The 19,717-nt window shown below is 44.1% G+C and carries 16 protein-coding genes; 15 read left to right on the forward strand and 1 reads right to left on the reverse strand.

From position 1 onward, the window contains the following. Positions 1-154: 154 nt before the first annotated feature. The 11 genes from mazG to rpoS all read left to right on the forward strand — a co-directional run bounded on the left by mazG (position 155) and on the right by rpoS (position 10,944). On the forward strand, positions 155-964 hold the full coding sequence (mazG, locus tag ELZ11_RS00210) for a nucleoside triphosphate pyrophosphohydrolase (RefSeq protein ID WP_137355366.1): 810 nt from the start codon (positions 155-157) through the stop codon (positions 962-964). 138 nt (positions 965-1,102) lie between these two features. Continuing rightward, positions 1,103-2,743 carry a CTP synthase gene (locus ELZ11_RS00215; RefSeq protein WP_137355367.1) on the forward strand — a complete coding sequence of 547 codons (1,641 nt, stop codon included), beginning with the start codon at positions 1,103-1,105 and terminating at the stop codon, positions 2,741-2,743. Between the two features lie 80 nt (positions 2,744-2,823). After that, positions 2,824-4,125, forward strand: a complete 1,302-nt coding sequence (eno, locus tag ELZ11_RS00220; protein ID WP_137355368.1) for a phosphopyruvate hydratase — start codon at positions 2,824-2,826, stop codon at positions 4,123-4,125. Between the two features lie 860 nt (positions 4,126-4,985). After that, positions 4,986-5,267 (forward strand): cell division protein FtsB, encoded by a 282-nt coding sequence (ftsB, locus tag ELZ11_RS00225; RefSeq protein WP_137355369.1) that lies wholly within the window; start codon positions 4,986-4,988, stop codon positions 5,265-5,267. Continuing rightward, positions 5,268-5,975, forward strand: coding sequence for a 2-C-methyl-D-erythritol 4-phosphate cytidylyltransferase (ispD, locus tag ELZ11_RS00230; RefSeq protein ID WP_137355370.1), 708 nt, complete (start codon positions 5,268-5,270; stop codon positions 5,973-5,975). Continuing rightward, positions 5,972-6,451, forward strand: a complete 480-nt coding sequence (ispF, locus tag ELZ11_RS00235) for a 2-C-methyl-D-erythritol 2,4-cyclodiphosphate synthase (RefSeq protein ID WP_137355371.1) — start codon at positions 5,972-5,974, stop codon at positions 6,449-6,451. Before ispD ends, ispF begins: the two co-directional genes overlap by 4 nt. Before the next feature lie 22 nt (positions 6,452-6,473). Beyond that, positions 6,474-7,520: a tRNA pseudouridine(13) synthase TruD gene (truD, locus tag ELZ11_RS00240; RefSeq protein WP_137355372.1), complete on the forward strand. Its 1,047-nt coding sequence runs from the start codon at positions 6,474-6,476 to the stop codon at positions 7,518-7,520. A 45-nt stretch (positions 7,521-7,565) separates the two neighbouring features. Further along, on the forward strand, positions 7,566-8,309 hold the full coding sequence (gene surE / locus ELZ11_RS00245; RefSeq protein WP_137355373.1) for a 5'/3'-nucleotidase SurE: 744 nt from the start codon (positions 7,566-7,568) through the stop codon (positions 8,307-8,309). Next, a complete protein-coding gene (locus tag ELZ11_RS00250; protein ID WP_137355374.1) occupies positions 8,309-8,935 on the forward strand; it encodes a protein-L-isoaspartate(D-aspartate) O-methyltransferase in 627 nt (208 codons plus the stop codon). The genes surE and ELZ11_RS00250 overlap by 1 nt, the downstream gene beginning before the upstream one ends. A 19-nt stretch (positions 8,936-8,954) precedes the next feature. Next, entirely contained in the window at positions 8,955-9,863 is a 909-nt protein-coding gene (gene nlpD / locus ELZ11_RS00255; protein ID WP_137355375.1) for a murein hydrolase activator NlpD, read from the forward strand. A gap of 100 nt (positions 9,864-9,963) precedes the next feature. Then, positions 9,964-10,944: an RNA polymerase sigma factor RpoS gene (gene rpoS, locus ELZ11_RS00260; protein WP_137355376.1), complete on the forward strand. Its 981-nt coding sequence runs from the start codon at positions 9,964-9,966 to the stop codon at positions 10,942-10,944. Between the two features lie 67 nt (positions 10,945-11,011). Here rpoS and mutS read toward each other — a convergent pair whose 3' ends face one another. After that, on the reverse strand, positions 11,012-13,573 hold the full coding sequence (gene mutS, locus ELZ11_RS00265) for a DNA mismatch repair protein MutS (protein WP_137355377.1): 2,562 nt from the start codon (positions 13,571-13,573) through the stop codon (positions 11,012-11,014). 117 nt (positions 13,574-13,690) lie between these two features. On the opposite strand from mutS, the gene pncC reads away from it, so the two are divergent. The 4 genes from pncC (at position 13,691) to ELZ11_RS00285 (ending at position 19,682) form a co-directional block, all read left to right on the forward strand. After that, positions 13,691-14,173, forward strand: a complete 483-nt coding sequence (gene pncC / locus ELZ11_RS00270; protein ID WP_137355378.1) for a nicotinamide-nucleotide amidase — start codon at positions 13,691-13,693, stop codon at positions 14,171-14,173. Between the two features lie 187 nt (positions 14,174-14,360). After that, positions 14,361-15,401 (forward strand): recombinase RecA, encoded by a 1,041-nt coding sequence (gene recA / locus ELZ11_RS00275; protein ID WP_137355379.1) that lies wholly within the window; start codon positions 14,361-14,363, stop codon positions 15,399-15,401. Between the two features lie 310 nt (positions 15,402-15,711). Beyond that, the gene (alaS, locus tag ELZ11_RS00280; RefSeq protein WP_137355380.1) at positions 15,712-18,294 is read left to right on the forward strand and encodes an alanine--tRNA ligase; all 2,583 of its coding nucleotides are present in this window, start codon (positions 15,712-15,714) and stop codon (positions 18,292-18,294) included. Positions 18,295-18,494: 200 nt separating this feature from the next. Further along, a complete protein-coding gene (locus ELZ11_RS00285) occupies positions 18,495-19,682 on the forward strand; it encodes an aspartate kinase (RefSeq protein ID WP_137355381.1) in 1,188 nt (395 codons plus the stop codon). Positions 19,683-19,717: the final 35 nt, after the last annotated feature.

The following is a 19,717-nucleotide window of genomic DNA, read 5'->3' on the forward strand; positions in this document are numbered from 1 at the left end:
GCTATGTTCAGGAGTCTCGTTTGCTTGTCGCCTAGCCACAGTTTCAATGGTTTAGACAATATCAACAAAGGTGAGTGGTTTTGGCTGCTCACCTTTTTTAGTTTCAGTAAAAGTTTTAAATTAAAAATCAAAGACAGTGAATAGGAAGAAAACGATGAATCACCCGATTGAACAACTTGAACAGATTATGGCTAAGCTGCGCGATCCAGAAGGTGGCTGTCCTTGGGATTTAAAACAAAATTTTGAAACTATTGTTCCGTATACGATCGAAGAAACCTACGAGGTGGTGGATGCGATTCACAACAAAGATTGGCCAAATTTACAAGAAGAGTTAGGTGATCTGCTGTTTCAGGTGATTTTTTACAGCCAGTTAGCGAAAGAGCAGGGGCTGTTTGAATTCTCGGATGTGGTTGATGGCATTAATGAGAAGCTGACACGTCGTCACCCGCACGTATTTTCTGATACAGAATTTGCCAGTGATGAAGAAATTAATGCGAACTGGGAAGCTGAAAAAGCCAAGGAAAAAGCTCAAGCAGGAAAAACAGATGAAAGTATCCTAGACTCAATACCGAAATCGCTACCAGCCTTGTCTCGAGCAAACAAAATTCAAAAGAAGTGCGCTCAATATGGTTTTGATTGGGGCTCGATTGGGCCTGTAGCCGACAAAGTTTTAGAAGAGGTAGATGAAGTACTCGAAGAAGCTTTGCAAGTTACCCCCAATGAAGAGCTTGTAGAGGAAGAACTGGGTGATTTGCTGTTTGCGACTGTGAATTTAGTGAGACATTTAGGTAAAAATCCGGAAACGGCACTGAATAAAGCGAACTTAAAATTTCAGCGACGATTTAACGGTGTTGAGAAAAAAGTTCAAAAACGTGGCAAGCAGTTAACAGATTTTTCGCTTCAAGAGCTTGATTCCATGTGGGATGAAGTGAAGTCCGATGAGAAAAGTAGAGCAACCCTTTAGGTCTGAATTGATTTGAAGCAAAAAATAAAAATTTCGACTGTGATAAGTTTCACGTTGTGGCGATAAAGGGCTTCTGGTATATTTTCATCCCGTCCAGAAGTAGTCCATTTCCCTCATTCAACCAATTTCAGGTTAAACATGACGACAAATTACATTTTTGTTACTGGCGGGGTTGTATCCTCTCTAGGTAAAGGTATTGCAGCGGCATCGCTTGCAGCTATTTTAGAAGCTCGTGGTCTTAAAGTGACTATGATGAAGCTTGACCCTTACATCAACGTTGATCCAGGCACTATGAGCCCGACTCAACACGGTGAAGTGTTCGTTACGGAAGATGGCGCTGAAACTGACCTTGACCTTGGTCACTACGAGCGATTCATTCGCACCAAGATGACTAAGCGTAACAACTTCACAGCAGGTCGTGTTTACTCAGACGTTCTAGCGAAAGAGCGTCGTGGTGATTACCTAGGTGCAACAATCCAGGTTATCCCTCACATCACTAACTCAATCAAAGAGCGAGTAATTTCAGGTGCTGAAGGCCATGACATTGCTATCGTTGAAGTTGGTGGTACGGTTGGTGATATCGAATCTCTACCATTCATGGAAGCGATCCGTCAGCTAGCGGTTGAACTTGGTCGTGAGCGTGCAATGTTCATGCACTTGACTCTAGTTCCTTACCTAGCAGCGGCTGGCGAAGTGAAAACCAAACCAACGCAGCACTCTGTAAAAGAGCTTCTGTCGATTGGTATTCAGCCAGACATTCTAGTTTGTCGTTCAGACCGTAACATTCCTGCGAATGAGCGTAAAAAAATCGCATTGTTCTGTAATGTTCAGGAAAACGCTGTTATTTCTATGCGTGATGTTGACTCTATCTACAAGATCCCTCAGCTTATTAAAGCTCAAGGTACTGATGAACTTGTATGTAAGCGTTTCGGCATTTCAGCTCCTGAAGCAGATCTGTCTGAATGGGAACAAGTAATTTATGAAGAAGCGAACCCAACGGGTGAAGTAACGATTGGTATGGTTGGTAAGTACATTGAACTACCAGACGCATACAAATCTGTTAACGAAGCGTTGAAGCACGCTGGCTTGAAAAACCGTTTAAGCGTAAACATTAAATACGTAGACTCACAAGATGTTGAGTCAAAAGGCGTAGAAGTATTAGAAGGCCTAGATGCAATCTTGGTACCTGGTGGCTTTGGCGATCGTGGTGTAGAAGGTAAGATCCTTGCTGCACAATACGCTCGTGAAAACAAAGTACCTTACCTAGGTATCTGTCTGGGTATGCAAGTGGCTCTGATTGAGTACGCTCGTAACGTAGCGAAAATGGAAGGTGCACACTCTTCTGAATTCTGCTCAGAAACTAAATACCCAGTTGTTGGTCTGATTACTGAGTGGATCGATGGCGAAGGTAAAGTTGAAGAACGTACTGAAAAGTCTGATCTTGGCGGTACTATGCGTCTAGGCTCTCAGCTTTGCCACCTTGCAAAAGGCACTAAAGCTCACGAATTATACGGCAGCGCGACGATCCATGAACGTCACCGTCACCGTTACGAAGTGAACAACAATCTTCGTCCGCAAATTGAAAAAGCAGGTCTAAAAGTATCAGGCCTTTCTGCAGACAAGAAGCTGGTTGAAGTTATTGAGATTCCAAACCACCCATGGTTTGTCGCTGCTCAATTCCACCCAGAGTTCACTTCTACACCTCGCGATGGTCACCCATTGTTTGCAGGTTTCGTTAAAGCAGCTGGCGAATTCCAGCGCGGCGAATTAGAGAAGTAAAAGGAATACAGGTAGTAGCGTAAGTTGTGCTGCTACCTTTAAATTTGACATTTATATATTCAACGAGAAGGAAACATTCAATGTCTAAGATCGTTAAAGTTCTAGGTCGTGAAATCATCGATTCACGTGGTAACCCAACAGTAGAAGCTGAAGTACACCTAGAAGGCGGTTTCGTAGGTATGGCTGCTGCTCCATCTGGCGCATCTACTGGTTCTCGCGAAGCTCTTGAGCTACGTGACGGCGACAAAGCACGTTTCCTAGGTAAAGGTGTTCTTAAAGCTGTTGAAGCTGTAAACGGCGCAATCGCTGAAGCTCTAGTTGGTAAAGACGCTAAAGCTCAAGCTGACGTTGACCAAGTTATGATCGACCTAGACGGTACTGACAACAAGTCTCAGTTCGGTGCTAACGCTATCCTAGCTGTTTCTCTAGCGAACGCTAAAGCTGCTGCTGCAGCTAAAGGCATGCCTCTATACGAGCACATCGCTGAGCTAAACGGTACTGCTGGTCAGTTCTCTATGCCTCTACCAATGATGAACATCATCAACGGTGGTGAGCACGCTGATAACAACGTTGACATCCAAGAGTTCATGATCCAACCAGTTGGTGCTAAGACTCTTAAAGAAGCTCTACGTGTAGGTGCTGAAGTATTCCACAACCTAGCTAAAGTTCTTAAGTCTAAAGGCTACAGCACTGCAGTTGGTGACGAAGGTGGTTTCGCTCCTAACCTTAAGTCTAACGCTGAAGCTCTAGAAGTTATCGCAGAAGCTGTTGCAGCTGCTGGTTATGAACTAGGTAAAGACGTTACTCTAGCTATGGACTGTGCTGCATCTGAGTTCTTCGACAAAGAAGCTGGCATCTACAACATGAAAGGCGAAGGTAAGACTTTCTCTTCTGAAGAGTTCAACCATTACCTAGCTGAGCTAGCGAACAACTTCCCAATCGTTTCTATCGAAGATGGTCTTGACGAGTCAGATTGGGATGGCTTCAAGCACCAAACTGAACTACTAGGTGACAAGCTTCAACTAGTAGGTGACGATCTATTCGTTACTAACACTAAGATCCTTGCTGAAGGTATCGAGAAAGGCGTAGCTAACTCTATCCTTATCAAGTTCAACCAAATCGGTTCTCTAACTGAGACTCTAGCTGCAATCAAGATGGCTAAAGATGCAGGTTACACAGCTGTAATCTCTCACCGTTCTGGCGAAACTGAAGATGCAACTATCGCTGATCTAGCGGTAGGTACTGCTGCAGGCCAAATCAAGACTGGTTCTATGAGCCGTTCTGACCGTGTAGCTAAGTACAACCAACTTATCCGTATCGAAGAAGCTCTAGGTTCTAAAGCTCCTTACAACGGTCTTAAAGAAGTTAAAGGTCAAGCTTAATTCTTAACTGAATAAGTTTAACTAACGCTTTAAATGCCTCGCTTTGCGGGGCATTTTTTTGTCTGTCGAAAATTGAGTGGCAGAAGCTTTGGGTTTTAAAGCTCCCCCTCTTTTTACAACGAAAGCGGTCTTAAAAAAGTTAAAGGTCTTAACTCTCAACTGAATAAGTTTAGCTAACGCTTTAAATGCCTCGCTTTTGCGGGGCATTTTTTGTCCGTCGAAAATTGAGTGAAAGAAGCTCTAGGTCCTAAAGCTCCTCCTTTTTACAACGAAAGCGGTCTTAAAGAAGCTAAAGGTCAAGCTTAATTCTTAACTGAATAAGTTTAACTAACGCTTTAAATGCCTCGCCTTCGCGGGGCATTTTTTGTCTGTCGAAAACTGAGAGAAAGAAGCTCTAGGTTCTAAAGCTCCTTTTTTACAACGAAAGCAGTCTTAAAGAAGTTAAAGGTCTTAATTTTTAACTGAATAAGTTTAGCTAACGCTTTAAATGCCTCGCCTTTGCGGGGCATTTTTTTGTCTGTCGAAAACTGAGTAAAAGAAACTCTAGATTCTAAAGCTCCTCCTTTTTACAGCGAAAGCTGCCTTAAAGAAGTTAAAGGTCAATAATTCTTAGCGAATTGTTAATCTAAGCTTCGAACACCTCGTTTATGCTGGTAAATAAATGCGGCTAGAAGCTCTAATGCTTTTCTAATTTTATTCGGCTAAGTCTTCCTCTAAATAGATTAACTCTTCAGATAGTAAGGGACAGCTCCTCTAAGCTTAGAATGACTGCAACTCCCACACTTCTCGCACCAATTAGCGCATTATGGTATATATGGAGCTAATTTCAGTTTCTTATTTTTATACGTACGACAGGTGTTATGCGAATTTTTGCTTTAGCTCTGATTATGCTATTTGGTTGGCTGCAATATACGCTGTGGTTGGGGAAAAATGGTATCTCCGACTATTACGCTGTGCAGAATGAAATAGAAGTTCAGCAGCAAGTGAATGAAAAACTTCACACTCGAAATGCTGAAATGTTCGCAGAGATTGACGACTTGAGACAGGGGCTTGATGCCATTGAAGAGAGAGCTCGTCATGAACTGGGTATGGTTAAAGATGGAGAAACGTTCTATCGCATTATCGGCGAGGAATCCAATTAAATGCAGCAACAACTTCAGAAAGTAGTGGCTATCGTACCGGCAGCCGGTGTCGGCAGTCGCATGAAAGCAGATCGCCCTAAACAATATCTCTCCATTCAATCAAAGACAATTTTAGAGCATACAGTGGAAAAGCTGCTTGCTCACCCTAGTATTGAAAAAGTGATTGTGGCGGTGAGTGATGGTGATCCTTATTTCCCTGAATTGGGTATCGCTCGTGATTTAGATGTTGTTCGCGTCTCGGGTGGTAATGAACGCGCTGACTCTGTTTTATCTGCATTAAAATATGTGAGTGAACATAATATGAGTGAGTGGGTCATGGTTCATGATGCCGCGCGTCCATGCTTGCAGGCATCCGATATTGATAAGTTAATTGAAGCGGCATTACCGCATTCAGTTGGTGCGATTTTAGCTTCCCCTGTTCGCGATACAATGAAGCGTGGAGATCAACGCGGTATTAAAAACACCGTTGAACGCGAGAATTTATGGCATGCGTTGACACCACAAATGTTTCGTAGCGAAGCGTTATGCAGTGCCCTAATTCAAGCCTTAGAAAATAAGGTCGCTATTACCGACGAAGCGTCTGCAATGGAATGGCGAGGTGAATCGCCGCTATTAGTCGCAGGGCGTTCAGATAACTTTAAAATCACTCAGCCAGAAGATCTCGCCTTGGCTGAGTTTTACTTAAGTCAAAATAAGGAAGAACAATGATTCGTATTGGCCATGGTTTTGATGTACACAAATTTGGTGGAGAAGGCCCAGTAATCATTGGTGGCGTTGCTATCCCCTATGAGCAAGGGCTGATAGCTCACTCTGATGGGGACGTTGCGTTGCATGCATTATGCGATGCGCTATTGGGTGCAATTGCAGCTGGTGATATTGGCCGTCATTTCCCTGATACGGACGATGAATGGAAAGGTGCAGATAGCCGAGAACTTTTGAAAGATGTGTATCGTCGAGTAAAAGCACAAGGTTATGTGATTGGCAACGCTGATGTAACCATTATGGCGCAAGCACCGAAAATGGCCCCACATATCGAAGGTATGTGTCGTGCCATTGCTGAAGATCTAGAGACTTCGGTTGAGAATGTGAACGTGAAAGCAACGACAACTGAGCGTTTAGGTTTTACGGGACGTAAAGAGGGCATCGCGTGTGAAGCGGTGGTCCTCATCACTAAAAGTGCATAAGCACCTAAAAGAAAAGAACATAATGTCAGATATTTTATCACCTTTGGCGTACCTAAATGGTCAGCCTACAGCAACAGCTAAACTGAAAGCGAAAGCGGAACACTTTGTTGTGGTCGAAGATTTAGGCTTCGAATTTACGGGCTCTGGTGAGCATCTAATGGTACGCATTCGTAAAACGGGTGAAAACACGAGCTTTGTGGCCAACGAATTAGCGAAAGCTTGCGGTGTTAAATCAAAGGATGTGAGCTGGGCAGGGCTGAAAGATCGTCATGCTGTGACAGAACAATGGCTAAGTGTTCATTTACCTAAAGGCGATACACCGGACTTTAGTGCGTTCTTGGCGCAATATCCTAGCATAGAGATATTGGCGACGGATCGACACAACAAAAAGTTGCGTCCAGGTGATTTAGTTGGCAACCAATTTGAAATTACTTTGTCAGAAGTGTCGGATACGGCGGATGTAGTTAATCGATTAGAGCGTATTGCGGAAGTTGGGGTGCCAAACTACTTCGGTGCTCAACGTTTTGGTAATGAAGGCAACAACCTAACTGAAGCTCGTCGCTGGGGACGTGATAACGTTCGTACTCGTAACCAAAATAAACGCAGTTTGTATTTGTCGGCGGCTCGCTCTTGGATATTTAACCTAATTTTGTCTGAGCGTATTGAGCAAGCATTATTCAGTCAGGTCGTAGAGGGTGACATCGCTTTTGTCGGTGACACACAAGTTCAAGTAAATGAAGGTAACCTGTCAGATATCAATCAGAAGATTGTCGATGGTGAAGCTCATGTTTCTGTTGCTATGGCTGGTGATAATGCGCTACCGACTACGGGCGATGCTCTGGCTATTGAGCAAAAACATCTAGACGCTGAACCTGACCTTATGGCACTAATTCGCGGAAACCGCATGCGCCATGAGCGCCGTATTGCTTCTTTGAAACCGCAACAATTGACGTGGAAGGTGGAAGAAGACAATGTCACGCTAAACTTCTCGCTTGATGCAGGTTGTTTTGCCACTGCTATCGTCCGAGAATTAGTGGAAGAAGTGCACGTAGAGCGCCAATATAATTAATAATAAAGCACAGCTAAAGAAAGACATACAGTGAAAGGAAACAAAATGAAGATACTCCTCAGCAATGATGACGGTGTTCATGCCGAAGGGATTCATGCGTTAGCAGATGCGTTGCGCGATCTTGCTGAGGTGATAATAGTTGCGCCTGATCGAAACCGATCAGGAGCGTCTAACTCGTTGACGCTTGAGCAACCGCTAAGAGTGCAAAAAATAGCCGCAAACACTTATTCCGTGCAGGGTACACCGACTGATTGTGTCCACTTTGCGCTTAATGAATTGCTAAAAGATGACATGCCTGATTTGGTACTCAGTGGTATTAATCATGGGGCTAATTTGGGGGACGATGTTCTTTATTCAGGAACAGTTGCGGCGGCAATGGAGGGGCATTTCCTAGGTGTACAGTCGATAGCATTCTCGCTAGCTGGCAAAGCTCACTTTGATACTGCAGTCATGATTGCTCGCCAGATTGTAGAGCAGCACCTGTTAAATCCGATCCCGACGAATCGATTGATAAATGTAAATGTGCCGGATATTGAATATGAAGCACTTGCCGGAACTCAGGTTACTCGATTGGGGGCTAGGCATCATGCTGAAGCGATGATTAAGCAAAAAGACCCGAGAGGCCACGAGATATATTGGTTAGGCCCTCCTGGAAAAGAGCAGGATGCTGGGAAAGGAACGGATTTTTACGCTGTTGAAAACCACTTTGTATCTATTACACCACTGCAAGTGGATCTAACGGCACATGAGTCTTTAGGGGCGATGAATGATTGGCTGGGGAGCAAGTGATGAGTAATCCGCAAGCTGAGCGCCTTATTGGTTTTTTGATTGAAAGCGGTATTCGTGACCAAAAAGTGCTGGATGCCATTTTTCGTTTACCGAGGGAAAGCTTTCTTTCCCAAGCTATGCTCCATCAAGCGTATGATAATAATGCGCTACCTATCGGGCAGGGGCAGACTATTTCTCAACCTTATATTGTGGCGAAGATGACCGAGTTATTAGAACTTGAGCAGCACAGCCGAGTGTTAGAGATTGGTACGGGATCTGGATATCAAACGGCGGTACTGGCGCAGTTGGTCGATCACGTTTACTCAGTTGAAAGAATTAAATCCTTACAATGGGATGCCAAGCGACGTTTAAAGCAGCTCGATTTCTACAACATTTCGACCAAGCATGCAGATGGCTGGCTCGGGTGGGAATCAAAAGGGCCGTTTGATGCAATCATCGTAACGGCTGCTGCAGACTCCATACCTCAGGCACTGTTGGCGCAGTTAAGCGATGGCGGAAGAATGTTGATCCCTGTGGGTGATGAAGAGCAACAATTACTTAAGATAGTTCGTCAGGGAGATGAATATCTATCGACCTTAGTTGAGATGGTTCGTTTTGTTCCGTTAGTGTCTGGCGAATTGGCTTAAAGGTAGTAGATAGTAAAGAATGGGCTCAGGGTTATTGAAAGTACTTACCTTCGGTTTATGCTGCTTGCTTGTGGGCTGTGCGGCACATACCCCTGCGCCTGTTTCAGGTTTGAATAAGGATTACTCTTCTGTCGCAAGAGGCAGTTACCGTGGCAGTTATTATCAGGTGAAAAAGGGCGATACCCTCTATTTTATTGCCTATATCACAGATAAAAATGTAAACGATTTAATTAGTTTCAATAACCTAAGTAAGCCTTACACCATCCATCCGGGACAAAAGCTAAATTTGTGGGCTCCAGCCTATGTCGCCCCAAGTTATGGGAAAGCTACTGTTACTGCTACAGCCCCAGTTGCGGTAGCTTCGACAGCAACAGCGGCTTCTACTACACCTTCTTCGTCTTCGAAATCGAATAAAAACTCTAACCAGGTGAAGTCTAGCGCTGCTTCAAAAACGGTTAAAAAAGATCCAGTTAAGAAGGTTGAACAATCTAAACGAAAGGAGTATGTTGATCCTAAAGGTAAACAAAATGTTAATACCGCCAAAGCTTCAACTAACAATAAAGTATCGAAATGGTTGTGGCCAACGAAAGGAAGGGTAATAAAGAATTTCTCTGTGGGAGAACAAGGAAATAAAGGGATTGATATTGCAGGACAGCGAGGTCAATCCATAGTATCAACCGCAGGGGGAACAGTCGTTTATTCGGGAAATGCATTACGAGGTTATGGCAACTTAATCATAGTAAAGCATAACGATAATTATCTAAGTGCATACGCGCATAACGACAGGTTGTTAGTCTCTGAAGGACAAAGTGTAAAACCAGGTCAAAAGATAGCGACAATGGGTAGTTCTGGCACCAATAGCGTGCGCTTACACTTTGAAATTCGGTATCAAGGTAAATCCGTTAATCCAAAACGGTACTTACCTTAAAAAAACAGTACATCGCAATGATGTATCGTGTTCTGTGTCATAGGAATTTAGCGGCATATATAGTGGTAATGTCTTGCTAAGCTCGCCAGGGGGAGGCGTTATGAGTATCAGCAATACAGTAGTTAAAGAAGAATTTGCTCTTGATCAAGCGACAACGGAAGTAGACGATCTTGAACAAAAAACTCAACCATCAAGTAAAAAAACTGAAGTCAAAGAAGAAGTCGAGGTTAGCGCTAAAAGTTTAGATGCAACTCAACTTTATCTTGGCGAGATCGGTTTCTCACCTTTACTGACAGCTGAAGAAGAAGTTCTTTATGCTCGTCGAGCTCTACGCGGCGATGAAGCAGCCCGCAAACGTATGATTGAAAGTAATTTACGTTTGGTTGTGAAAATCTCACGTCGATACAGTAACCGTGGACTGGCACTACTTGATCTTATCGAAGAAGGTAACTTAGGTCTTATCCGCGCGGTGGAAAAATTCGATCCTGAAAGAGGTTTCCGTTTTTCTACTTACGCAACGTGGTGGATTCGTCAAACGATTGAACGTGCTTTGATGAACCAAACTCGGACTATCCGTTTACCAATCCATGTTGTGAAAGAACTCAACATCTACTTACGTACAGCTCGTGAGCTCTCGCAAAAACTGGATCATGAACCAACCGCAGAAGAAATCGCATCTAAACTAGATAAACCCGTTGATGATGTAAGCAAAATGCTTCGTTTGAATGAGCGTGTTAGTTCTGTTGATACACCGATTGGTGGTGATGGCGAGAAAGCGCTGCTCGATATTATTCCGGACATCAACAATTCAGATCCTGAAGTATCGACTCAAGATAATGATATTAAAGACTCTTTAATTCATTGGTTAGATGAGCTTAACCCTAAACAAAAAGAAGTATTAGCACGCCGCTTTGGCTTGCTGGGTTATGAGCCATCAACCCTTGAAGAAGTAGGGCGTGAAATCAGTTTAACTCGTGAGCGTGTTCGTCAGATTCAAGTTGAAGGCTTACGACGTCTACGTGAGATCTTGATTAAACAAGGTTTAAGTATGGAAAACTTGTTTAACGTTGAGACTGACTAATCTTCATTATATGAAAATAAAAGCGCGGACCTAAGGTTCGCGCTTTTTCGTTTTTGAAGGTTAAAACTTATATGAGTTTCTTTAAGCGATATAATTCTTCTAATGCTTGGCGTGGCGTAAGATCATCAGGATCAATGTTTGCTAACGCTTGCTCTACTTCACTAGGCTCAGGTATGAGACTCAGTTGATTGGCGATATCAACATTGCTTGGTTTACGAGAGTTAGTATCGTTACCTAAGGCTTCGAGTTGAGTAAGCTTGGCACGTGCGTTCTTGATAACGGTCTTAGGAACGCCAGCAAGTCCAGCAACAGCTAGTCCGTAAGATTTGCTTGCCGCCCCTTCTTGAACAGCATGCATGAAAGCAATGCTATCGCCATGTTCGACCGCATCTAAATGGACATTAGCTAAATTTGTCAGCTGATTTGGTAGCTCAGTCAACTCGAAATAGTGGGTGGCAAACAAAGTCATTGCGCTGATTTGATTTGCCAGCCACTCTGCACTTGCCCAGGCCAAAGATAGGCCGTCATAGGTACTAGTGCCTCGGCCGATTTCATCCATTAACACTAAGCTTTTTTGAGTTGCGTTATGCAGGATGTTCGCGGTTTCCGTCATTTCTACCATGAAGGTTGAGCGGCCTGACGCTAGATCATCGGATGCACCAATACGAGTAAAGATACGGTCGATAGAACCAATGGTTGCGCTCTCTGCTGGAACGTAGCATCCGATATGCGCCATTAAGGCGATAAGTGCTGTTTGACGCATATAAGTCGATTTACCACCCATGTTTGGACCAGTAATGATCAACATTTTGCGTTCAGGGTGCAGCTCAATTGGGTTCGCAATGAATGGGTCATCCATCACTTGCTCTACGACAGGGTGACGGCCTGCTTGAATATGAATCCCCGGTTTTTCTTGGAGTGTTGGTCGGCAGTAGTCTAAGGTTTCTGCACGCTCTGCCATATTTTGAATCACGTCTAATTGTGAAACCGCAGAGGCAATGTTCTGTAAGCGTTCTAAATGGGGCAGTAATAGATCAAACAACTCTTCCCATAGTTGTTTTTCAATTGCTAGCGCTTTTGATTTAGAGTTAAGAACTTTGTCTTCGTGTTCTTTAAGCTCGGGAATGATGTATCGTTCCGCATTTTTTAGCGTTTGACGGCGAACATAGTGTGGTGGAACCAAATGGCTTTGACCACGGCTTACTTGAATAAAGAAGCCATGAACGTTGTTGTACCCGACTTTAAGCGTATCGATACCATGGGTTTCACGTTCTTCTTGCTCTAGCTTATCTAAAAATTCTGTCGCCCCTGCGGCTAAATCGCGCCATTCATCTAGCTCTGCGTTGTAGTCTTCAGCAATCACACCGCCATCACGAATGACAACTGGTGGGTTCTCTTTAATTGCACGTTCTAGCAGCTCCGATACAGCGTCTAGTGGCGCTGAGTATTGTGAAAGCTGGGCTAGGTATGGATGTTGAACGGATTGTAATACTTCAGCTAGCTCAGGTAATTGCTGCATTGCCTGACGTAATCTGGCCATATCTCTTGGTCTTGCTGAGCGCAGTGCGAGACGAGCTAAAATTCGTTCGATATCGCCGATTTGTTTCAGTGTAGGTTGCAAGTCCGCATATAGGCTGGAGTCTTTCATTTCTGCGATCGCATCAAGACGCTGATTCAAAGTATCAATGCAGCGCATAGGTTGGTGCAGCCAACGCTTGAGCATACGGCTACCCATAGCTGTCGCTGTGTGATCCAGTACTTCAGCTAGCGTGTTATCAATACCGCCTGAAAGATTTTGTGTGATCTCAAGATTGCGGCGAGTTGCAGCATCTAAAATGACAGAGTGGTCTTGGCGGTCAAAAGTAAGTGAGCGAATGTGAGGTAGTGCGGTTCTTTGAGTGTCTTTTACATACTGAATCAAGCAGCCTGCTGCGCATAAACCTAAATGAGCTTTCTCAACGCCGAATCCAACCAAATCGCGAGTACCAAATTGCTGGTTGAGCTGCTGTTTTGCAGTGTCTAGCTCAAATTCCCATACTGGTCGGCGGCGATTACCATTACGGTTAGCCATGAGGTCGACGGGTTCAAAGTCTTCAGGGAAGAGGAGCTCACGAGGTGAGGTTCTTTGTAATTCTGCCGCCATCGCTTCTTCAGTTTCAGGTTCGCACAATTGAAAGCGGCCTGATGTGATGTCTAAGGTGGCGTAACCAAACTTACCATTGTGGTGATAAATCGCGGCAATTAGGTTATCAATTCGTTCTGAAAGTAGTGCTTCATCGGTAACCGTACCTGGCGTCACGATACGAACGACTTTTCGCTCAACAGGTCCTTTTGATGTTGCAGGGTTGCCGATCTGTTCACATATCGCAACGGATTCACCCAACTGTACAAGTTTAGCGAGGTAACCTTCTACTGCATGAAATGGAACGCCAGCCATAGGGATGGGTTCGCCAGCTGATGATCCACGCTTGGTCAGCGATATATCCAATAGTTGCGATGCTTTCTTTGCATCATCATAGAAAAGCTCGTAGAAATCTCCCATGCGGTAGAAAAGCAGAATTTCAGGGTTTTCTGCTTTTAACTTATGGTATTGCTGCATCATCGGAGTATGTTTTTGATCGGCTTTCACAGTTCTGTTCTTTCGTTTATTTCTATTGCGGCTTAGGATACGTGAAAGCCATTGATGCGAAAAGATGCTCACGTGAAAAGATACATATTGAGCGTAATTGATAGGAGATTGTAAGCGATGGAGTCTTGCCAAGAGCTAAGCCTGAAACTCGGTCTGTTACTAGAAAAAAAACATCAGATAATGACAACTGCAGAGTCATGTACTGGTGGCGGGATTGCTGCTGCTATTACAGACATAGCTGGTAGTTCAGCGTGGTTTGATCGAGCATTTATTACGTATAGTAATGAAGCGAAACAAGAGATGATTGATGTGCAGTTAGAGACTCTCGAAGAACATGGTGCGGTAAGTGAAGCCGTTGTTGAAGAGATGATCTGTGGCGCGATTGCGAATTCTAATGCCAGTATCGGAGTCTCGGTGAGTGGGATTGCAGGCCCCGGCGGTGGTACTGAAGCTAAACCTGTTGGTACAGTGTGTTTCGCATGGGCGGATAAACGCGGTTGGAAAAAAGTGGAAACGTGCCATTTTAACGGGGACAGATCACAAGTACGCCATCAAGCAACCTTACATGCGCTACAAGTTATTTATGATTATCTATCTTAGAAAATACGCTAGAGCATTGCTCTAACAGGAGTTTGTTGGAATAGATAACAAATTGCGCAAATATTTTTCATACAGGTATAGACACTGTATGAATCAACAGTATAATAACCACCAATTAGTCACCCTTCTGGGTTTGAAATAGATTCTAGATGGCTTGTCGATACAAGCGTGTCACGTGGAGATAGTAATGGACGAGAATAAACAAAAAGCGTTAGCCGCAGCCCTTGGTCAGATTGAAAAGCAATTTGGTAAAGGCTCAATCATGCGTCTAGGTGATAACCGCACAATGGACGTAGAAACTATTTCTACAGGTTCACTATCTCTTGATATCGCTTTGGGTGCTGGTGGTTTACCAATGGGTCGTATCGTAGAAATCTACGGTCCAGAATCTTCAGGTAAAACAACGCTGACACTTGAGCTTATTGCCGCTGCGCAGAAAGTAGGTAAAACCTGTGCTTTCGTTGATGCTGAGCACGCACTAGACCCAATCTACGCTCAAAAACTTGGCGTTGATATCGATGCACTTCTTGTTTCTCAACCAGATACTGGTGAACAAGCTCTAGAAATCTGTGATGCTTTAGCGCGTTCTGGTGCAATCGACGTATTGGTTGTCGATTCAGTAGCAGCACTAACACCAAAAGCAGAAATCGAAGGCGAAATGGGCGACAGCCACATGGGTCTTCAAGCTCGTATGCTTTCTCAAGCAATGCGTAAGCTAACAGGTAACCTAAAGCAGTCTAACTGTATGTGTATCTTCATTAACCAAATTCGCATGAAGATTGGTGTAATGTTTGGTAACCCAGAAACTACAACTGGTGGTAACGCACTTAAGTTCTACGCATCTGTTCGTCTTGATATTCGCCGTACCGGTTCTATCAAAGAAGGTGACGAGATTGTTGGTAACGAAACGCGCATTAAGGTTGTTAAGAACAAGATTGCGGCACCGTTTAAACAAGCTGAAACTCAAATCCTATACGGCCAAGGCTTTAACCGTGAAGGTGAGCTGATTGACCTAGGTGTTAAGAACAAGCTAGTTGATAAAGCCGGTGCTTGGTACAGCTACAAAGGTGATAAGATTGGTCAAGGTAAGTCAAACTCTTGTAAGTACTTACGCGAAAACCCAGAAGTTGCACTTGAGCTAGATACTAAATTGCGTGAGTTACTGTTAACTCCGGTTGTTCTTGAAGAAAATGAAGCTGAAGAAGCAGCTGAAAACCAAGAACTATAAGCTAACTTGACAGTTTTAAGAGCCCTGCATTTGCAGGGCTTTTTACTTTTTGTACTTTCATAAAGCATACTTACCGATAAAGTTGGTTCTAGGAATATTTAAGGAATACGCTCGAGCTGTTTGCTGTAGCGCAGTTAATCGTATTACGAATCAATCTACCCACTTACTCTGGCCGGTAAATCTAAATAAGCCTCATTTCATCTCAAATTTCATTCCAAGCGTGTCTTTTCTACAAGAAAACTAGTCGAAGCCTTAACCATGATCTACAATACGGCAAAATTCTAACTCGACTATTTTCAGGAAGAGCTGCATGTACATGAGCACTGATGAGGTTCGCAACGCGTTCCTTAAGTTCTTTGAGAGCAAAGGACACCAAATCGTAGACAGTTCATCGTTAGTTCCACATAACGATCCAACCCTGCTATTCACTAACGCAGGTATGAACCAATTCAAAGATTGTTTCTTAGGCGCCGAGAAGCGTGCCTACACTCGAGCGACTACGGCTCAACGTTGTGTACGTGCTGGCGGTAAACACAATGACCTTGAAAACGTAGGTTTCACGGCTCGTCACCACACATTCTTTGAAATGCTTGGTAACTTCAGTTTTGGTGATTACTTCAAAGAAGACGCGATTGCGTTTGCTTGGGAATTCCTAACAGAAAGTCTACAACTGCCAAAAGATCGTCTATTGGTAACGGTATACGAGACAGATGACGAAGCATTCGATATCTGGAACAAGAAAGTAGGTGTACCTGCTGACCGTATCGTTCGCATCGGCGACAAAGAAGGCGGTAAACAGTTCGAGTCTGACAACTTCTGGACAATGGGTGACACAGGTCCTTGTGGTCCATGTACAGAGATTTTCTACGATCACGGTGAACACATTTGGGGCGGCCGTCCAGGCACTCCTGAAGAAGATGGTGACCGTTTCATCGAGATCTGGAACAACGTATTCATGCAGTTCAACCGTCACGCAGACGGCACAATGGAACCGCTACCTAAGCCTGCTGTTGATACAGGCATGGGTATTGAGCGTATCTCTGCAATCATGCAAGGTGTACACTCAAACTACGAAATCGATGTATTCCAAAAGCTAATCAAAGCAACGGCTGAAACGATCGGTTACGAAGACCTATCAAACCAGTCGCTACGTGTTATCGCTGACCACATCCGTTCTTGTTCATTCCTGATCGCTGATGGCGTTATGCCTTCAAACGAAGGTCGTGGTTACGTTCTACGTCGTATTATCCGTCGCGCAGTTCGTCACGGTAACAAGCTAGGTGCACAAGGCGTATTCTTCCACAAACTTGTGGGTGTACTGGCTGAAGTGATGGGTTCTGCAGCAGACGAGCTGAAGAAGCAACAAGAGCTTGTTGAAAAAGTACTTCGTATCGAAGAAGAGAACTTTGGTCGCACACTAGAGCGCGGCATGGTTATCCTGAACGACGCACTAGATGCACTGGAAGGCAAAGAGCTAGACGGCGAAACAGTATTCAAACTTTACGATACTTACGGCTTCCCAGCTGATTTAACTAACGACGTAGCTCGTGAGCGTGACTTCACTATTGATGAAGAAGGCTTTGAGAAGGCGATGGAAGTTCAGCGTCAGCGTGCACGTGAAGCGGGCCAATTCGGTACTGACTACAACGCGACGATCAAAGTGGAAACTAACACTGAGTTCTGTGGTTACACAGGTACAGAAGGTGCTGGTGAAATCTCTGCACTTTTCGTTGAAGGCGAAGAAGTTGCTTCTCTATCTGCGGGCGATAAAGCAATCATCATCCTTGAAGAGACGCCATTCTACGCTGAATCAGGTGGTCAATGTGGTGATACAGGTACGCTAAAAACAGCTTCTGGCCTTTTCATAGTAGAAGATACTCAAAAGCTAGGTAATGCATTCGCACACCACGGTGAGCTAGTTGAAGGTGTGTTCGCGAAGGGCGATAAAGTAGAAGCTACAGTAGACGCTGAGCGTCGTGCTGCTATCTCACTTAACCACTCTGCAACTCACTTACTTCACGCTGCACTGCGCGAAGTTCTTGGTGAGCACGTGGCTCAAAAAGGTTCTTTGGTTAAGCCTGACAACCTACGTTTTGACTTCTCTAACCTTGAAGCGGTAACGCCTGAACAACTTAAAGAAGTAGAACGTTTGGTTAACGCGCAGGTTCGTAAGAACCATGCAATTGAAACTAACATCATGGACATCGAATCAGCGAAAGCGAAAGGTGCAATGGCACTGTTCGGTGAGAAGTACGATGATGAAGTTCGCGTACTGTCTATGGGTGAGTTCTCTACTGAGCTTTGTGGTGGTATCCACGCTTCAAACACGGGTGACATTGGCCTATTCAAGATCACTTCTGAAGGTGGTATCGCAGCGGGTATCCGTCGTATAGAAGCGGTAACGGGTGAAGCAGCACTTGATGCTATCGAAGAGCAACAAGCGAAATACGAAGAGAAGATTGCTGAATCTGCTTCTAAGGCGAAAGCTCTAGAGAAAGAGATTCAAAAGCTAAAAGAGAAGATGGCTGCATCTGAAAGTGCAAACATCATGGGTAAAGCACAAGAAATCAACGGCGTGAAAGTTCTGATCGCTGGTATGGAAGGTGCGGATCCTAAGAACCTACGTACTATGGTTGATAACGCTAAGAACCAAATGGGTAGCGGCGTTGTGATGCTGGCTAACATCAACGGTGACAAAATTGGTCTTATCGCTGGTGTAACTAAAGACCTTATCGGCAAAGTGAAAGCGGGTGACCTAGTTAAGATGGTTGCTGAGCAAGTTGGCGGTAAAGGTGGTGGTCGTCCTGACATGGCGCAAGCAGGTGGTACAGATGTATCAGCTCTGCCTGAAGCGATGAAGTCAGTTCAACCATGGCTAGAAGAGCGCCTATAAAACTTATCTCTTGATTCAAAGATGCCCAATCACCCGATTGGGCATCTTTTATTGCGAAATTTCAATATTTCAATTAACCAAGTGGTTTAAGGTTACGTCTTAAACCACTTGGTTAATTTTTTCTAGCGCCTAATGCTTAGGTGTTGGGTTTTATATCGTGTTGTCATATATAGACAGGTGTCTTGGGAAGGTGAAGACTGGTGAACAAACCTCTTATCGTGCAAAAATTTGGTGGGACATCGGTGGGTTCAATTGAACGAATCCAAATTGTCGCAGAAAAAATCATTAAGGCAAAAAATGAAGGCAACCACGTTGTTGTCGTTGTTTCGGCCATGTCGGGTGAAACAAACCGTCTAATGGAATTAGCGACACAAATAGATACCGTACCAAACGCTAGGGAACTAGATGTGCTCTTAACGGCTGGTGAGCAGGTGTCTATGGCTTTGCTATCTATGGCGATCAATAAGCTAGGATACAAAGCGACGTCATTGACGGGACAGCAAGCAGGCATAGCCACCGACTCTCTTCATAATGATGCCACGATAACAGAGATAAATATTCAGCCAGTTCAGCAGTTACTTGACGATGACCATATTGTTATTGTGGCAGGCTTCCAAGGTATTAATGAGTTTGGCGATATCACAACTTTGGGGCGAGGTGGTTCAGATACTAGTGCGGTAACACTAGCTGGAGCGCTTAAAGCGAACGAATGTCAAATCTACACCGATGTGGATGGCATATATACGTGTGACCCTCGTGTTGTTACAGCTTCTAAGAAACTGGAAACAATCGATTTTCCATCAATGGAAAATATGGCTCGAAACGGTGCTAAGGTTTTACACCTACCGTGTGTTCAGTACGCTTGGAAGCACAAGGTTCCGCTCAGAGTGCTGTCTAGTTTTGAAGAAGGTGAGGGAACGTTAGTTACCGGTGAGCAACCAATTGGTGCGGTTACTGGCGTTGCGATTCAAAAAGAAATGGCAATGGTTGAAATTGATAATTGCGATTTAGACCGACTGAACGATCAGTGTTGCATGCTGGGTATTGAAGTGGGATGTGTGATCAAGGATACAGATCGAGCAGCCGTACTCGTTAAACGCGACGCAAGCTTCAAGTTAAAGCTGGTTTTTGATGAAAAAATCCGTAATAGTGAAGACGTCAGTTTACTTACAATAGTGGGTAACGATGCACAAGGAATTGCTGAAAGTTCACATGAGCTGTTGTCTGCTCAGAGCATTGATGTGTTCCATCATTCAGCAGGACTGCAGTCCTTAATGTTAGTTGTATCACCGAATCAGGTTGATGCGGCGGCTAACATACTTCATGATGCATACATAACGGCGTACGAAGCTTGTGGTTATCTAGGAAAAGAAGTGCATTTTGGTTAAATAAACTAAATAGATAGTTTACGAAAATATAACTT

Source organism: Vibrio profundi (assembly GCF_005281835.1).
Lineage (GTDB): Bacteria > Pseudomonadota > Gammaproteobacteria > Enterobacterales > Vibrionaceae > Vibrio > Vibrio profundi.

What these genes read in the sequence shown, in the direction of transcription:
- mazG (WP_137355366.1), top strand. Translation starts at nt 155, where the DNA reads ATGAATCACCCGATTGAACAACTTGAACAGATTATGGCTAAGCTGCGC.
- ELZ11_RS00215 (WP_137355367.1), top strand. Translation starts at nt 1,103, where the DNA reads ATGACGACAAATTACATTTTTGTTACTGGCGGGGTTGTATCCTCTCTA.
- eno (WP_137355368.1), top strand. Translation starts at nt 2,824, where the DNA reads ATGTCTAAGATCGTTAAAGTTCTAGGTCGTGAAATCATCGATTCACGT.
- ftsB (WP_137355369.1), top strand. Translation starts at nt 4,986, where the DNA reads ATGCGAATTTTTGCTTTAGCTCTGATTATGCTATTTGGTTGGCTGCAA.
- ispD (WP_137355370.1), top strand. Translation starts at nt 5,268, where the DNA reads ATGCAGCAACAACTTCAGAAAGTAGTGGCTATCGTACCGGCAGCCGGT.
- ispF (WP_137355371.1), top strand. Translation starts at nt 5,972, where the DNA reads ATGATTCGTATTGGCCATGGTTTTGATGTACACAAATTTGGTGGAGAA.
- truD (WP_137355372.1), top strand. Translation starts at nt 6,474, where the DNA reads ATGTCAGATATTTTATCACCTTTGGCGTACCTAAATGGTCAGCCTACA.
- surE (WP_137355373.1), top strand. Translation starts at nt 7,566, where the DNA reads ATGAAGATACTCCTCAGCAATGATGACGGTGTTCATGCCGAAGGGATT.
- ELZ11_RS00250 (WP_137355374.1), top strand. Translation starts at nt 8,309, where the DNA reads ATGAGTAATCCGCAAGCTGAGCGCCTTATTGGTTTTTTGATTGAAAGC.
- nlpD (WP_137355375.1), top strand. Translation starts at nt 8,955, where the DNA reads ATGGGCTCAGGGTTATTGAAAGTACTTACCTTCGGTTTATGCTGCTTG.
- rpoS (WP_137355376.1), top strand. Translation starts at nt 9,964, where the DNA reads ATGAGTATCAGCAATACAGTAGTTAAAGAAGAATTTGCTCTTGATCAA.
- pncC (WP_137355378.1), top strand. Translation starts at nt 13,691, where the DNA reads ATGGAGTCTTGCCAAGAGCTAAGCCTGAAACTCGGTCTGTTACTAGAA.
- recA (WP_137355379.1), top strand. Translation starts at nt 14,361, where the DNA reads ATGGACGAGAATAAACAAAAAGCGTTAGCCGCAGCCCTTGGTCAGATT.
- alaS (WP_137355380.1), top strand. Translation starts at nt 15,712, where the DNA reads ATGTACATGAGCACTGATGAGGTTCGCAACGCGTTCCTTAAGTTCTTT.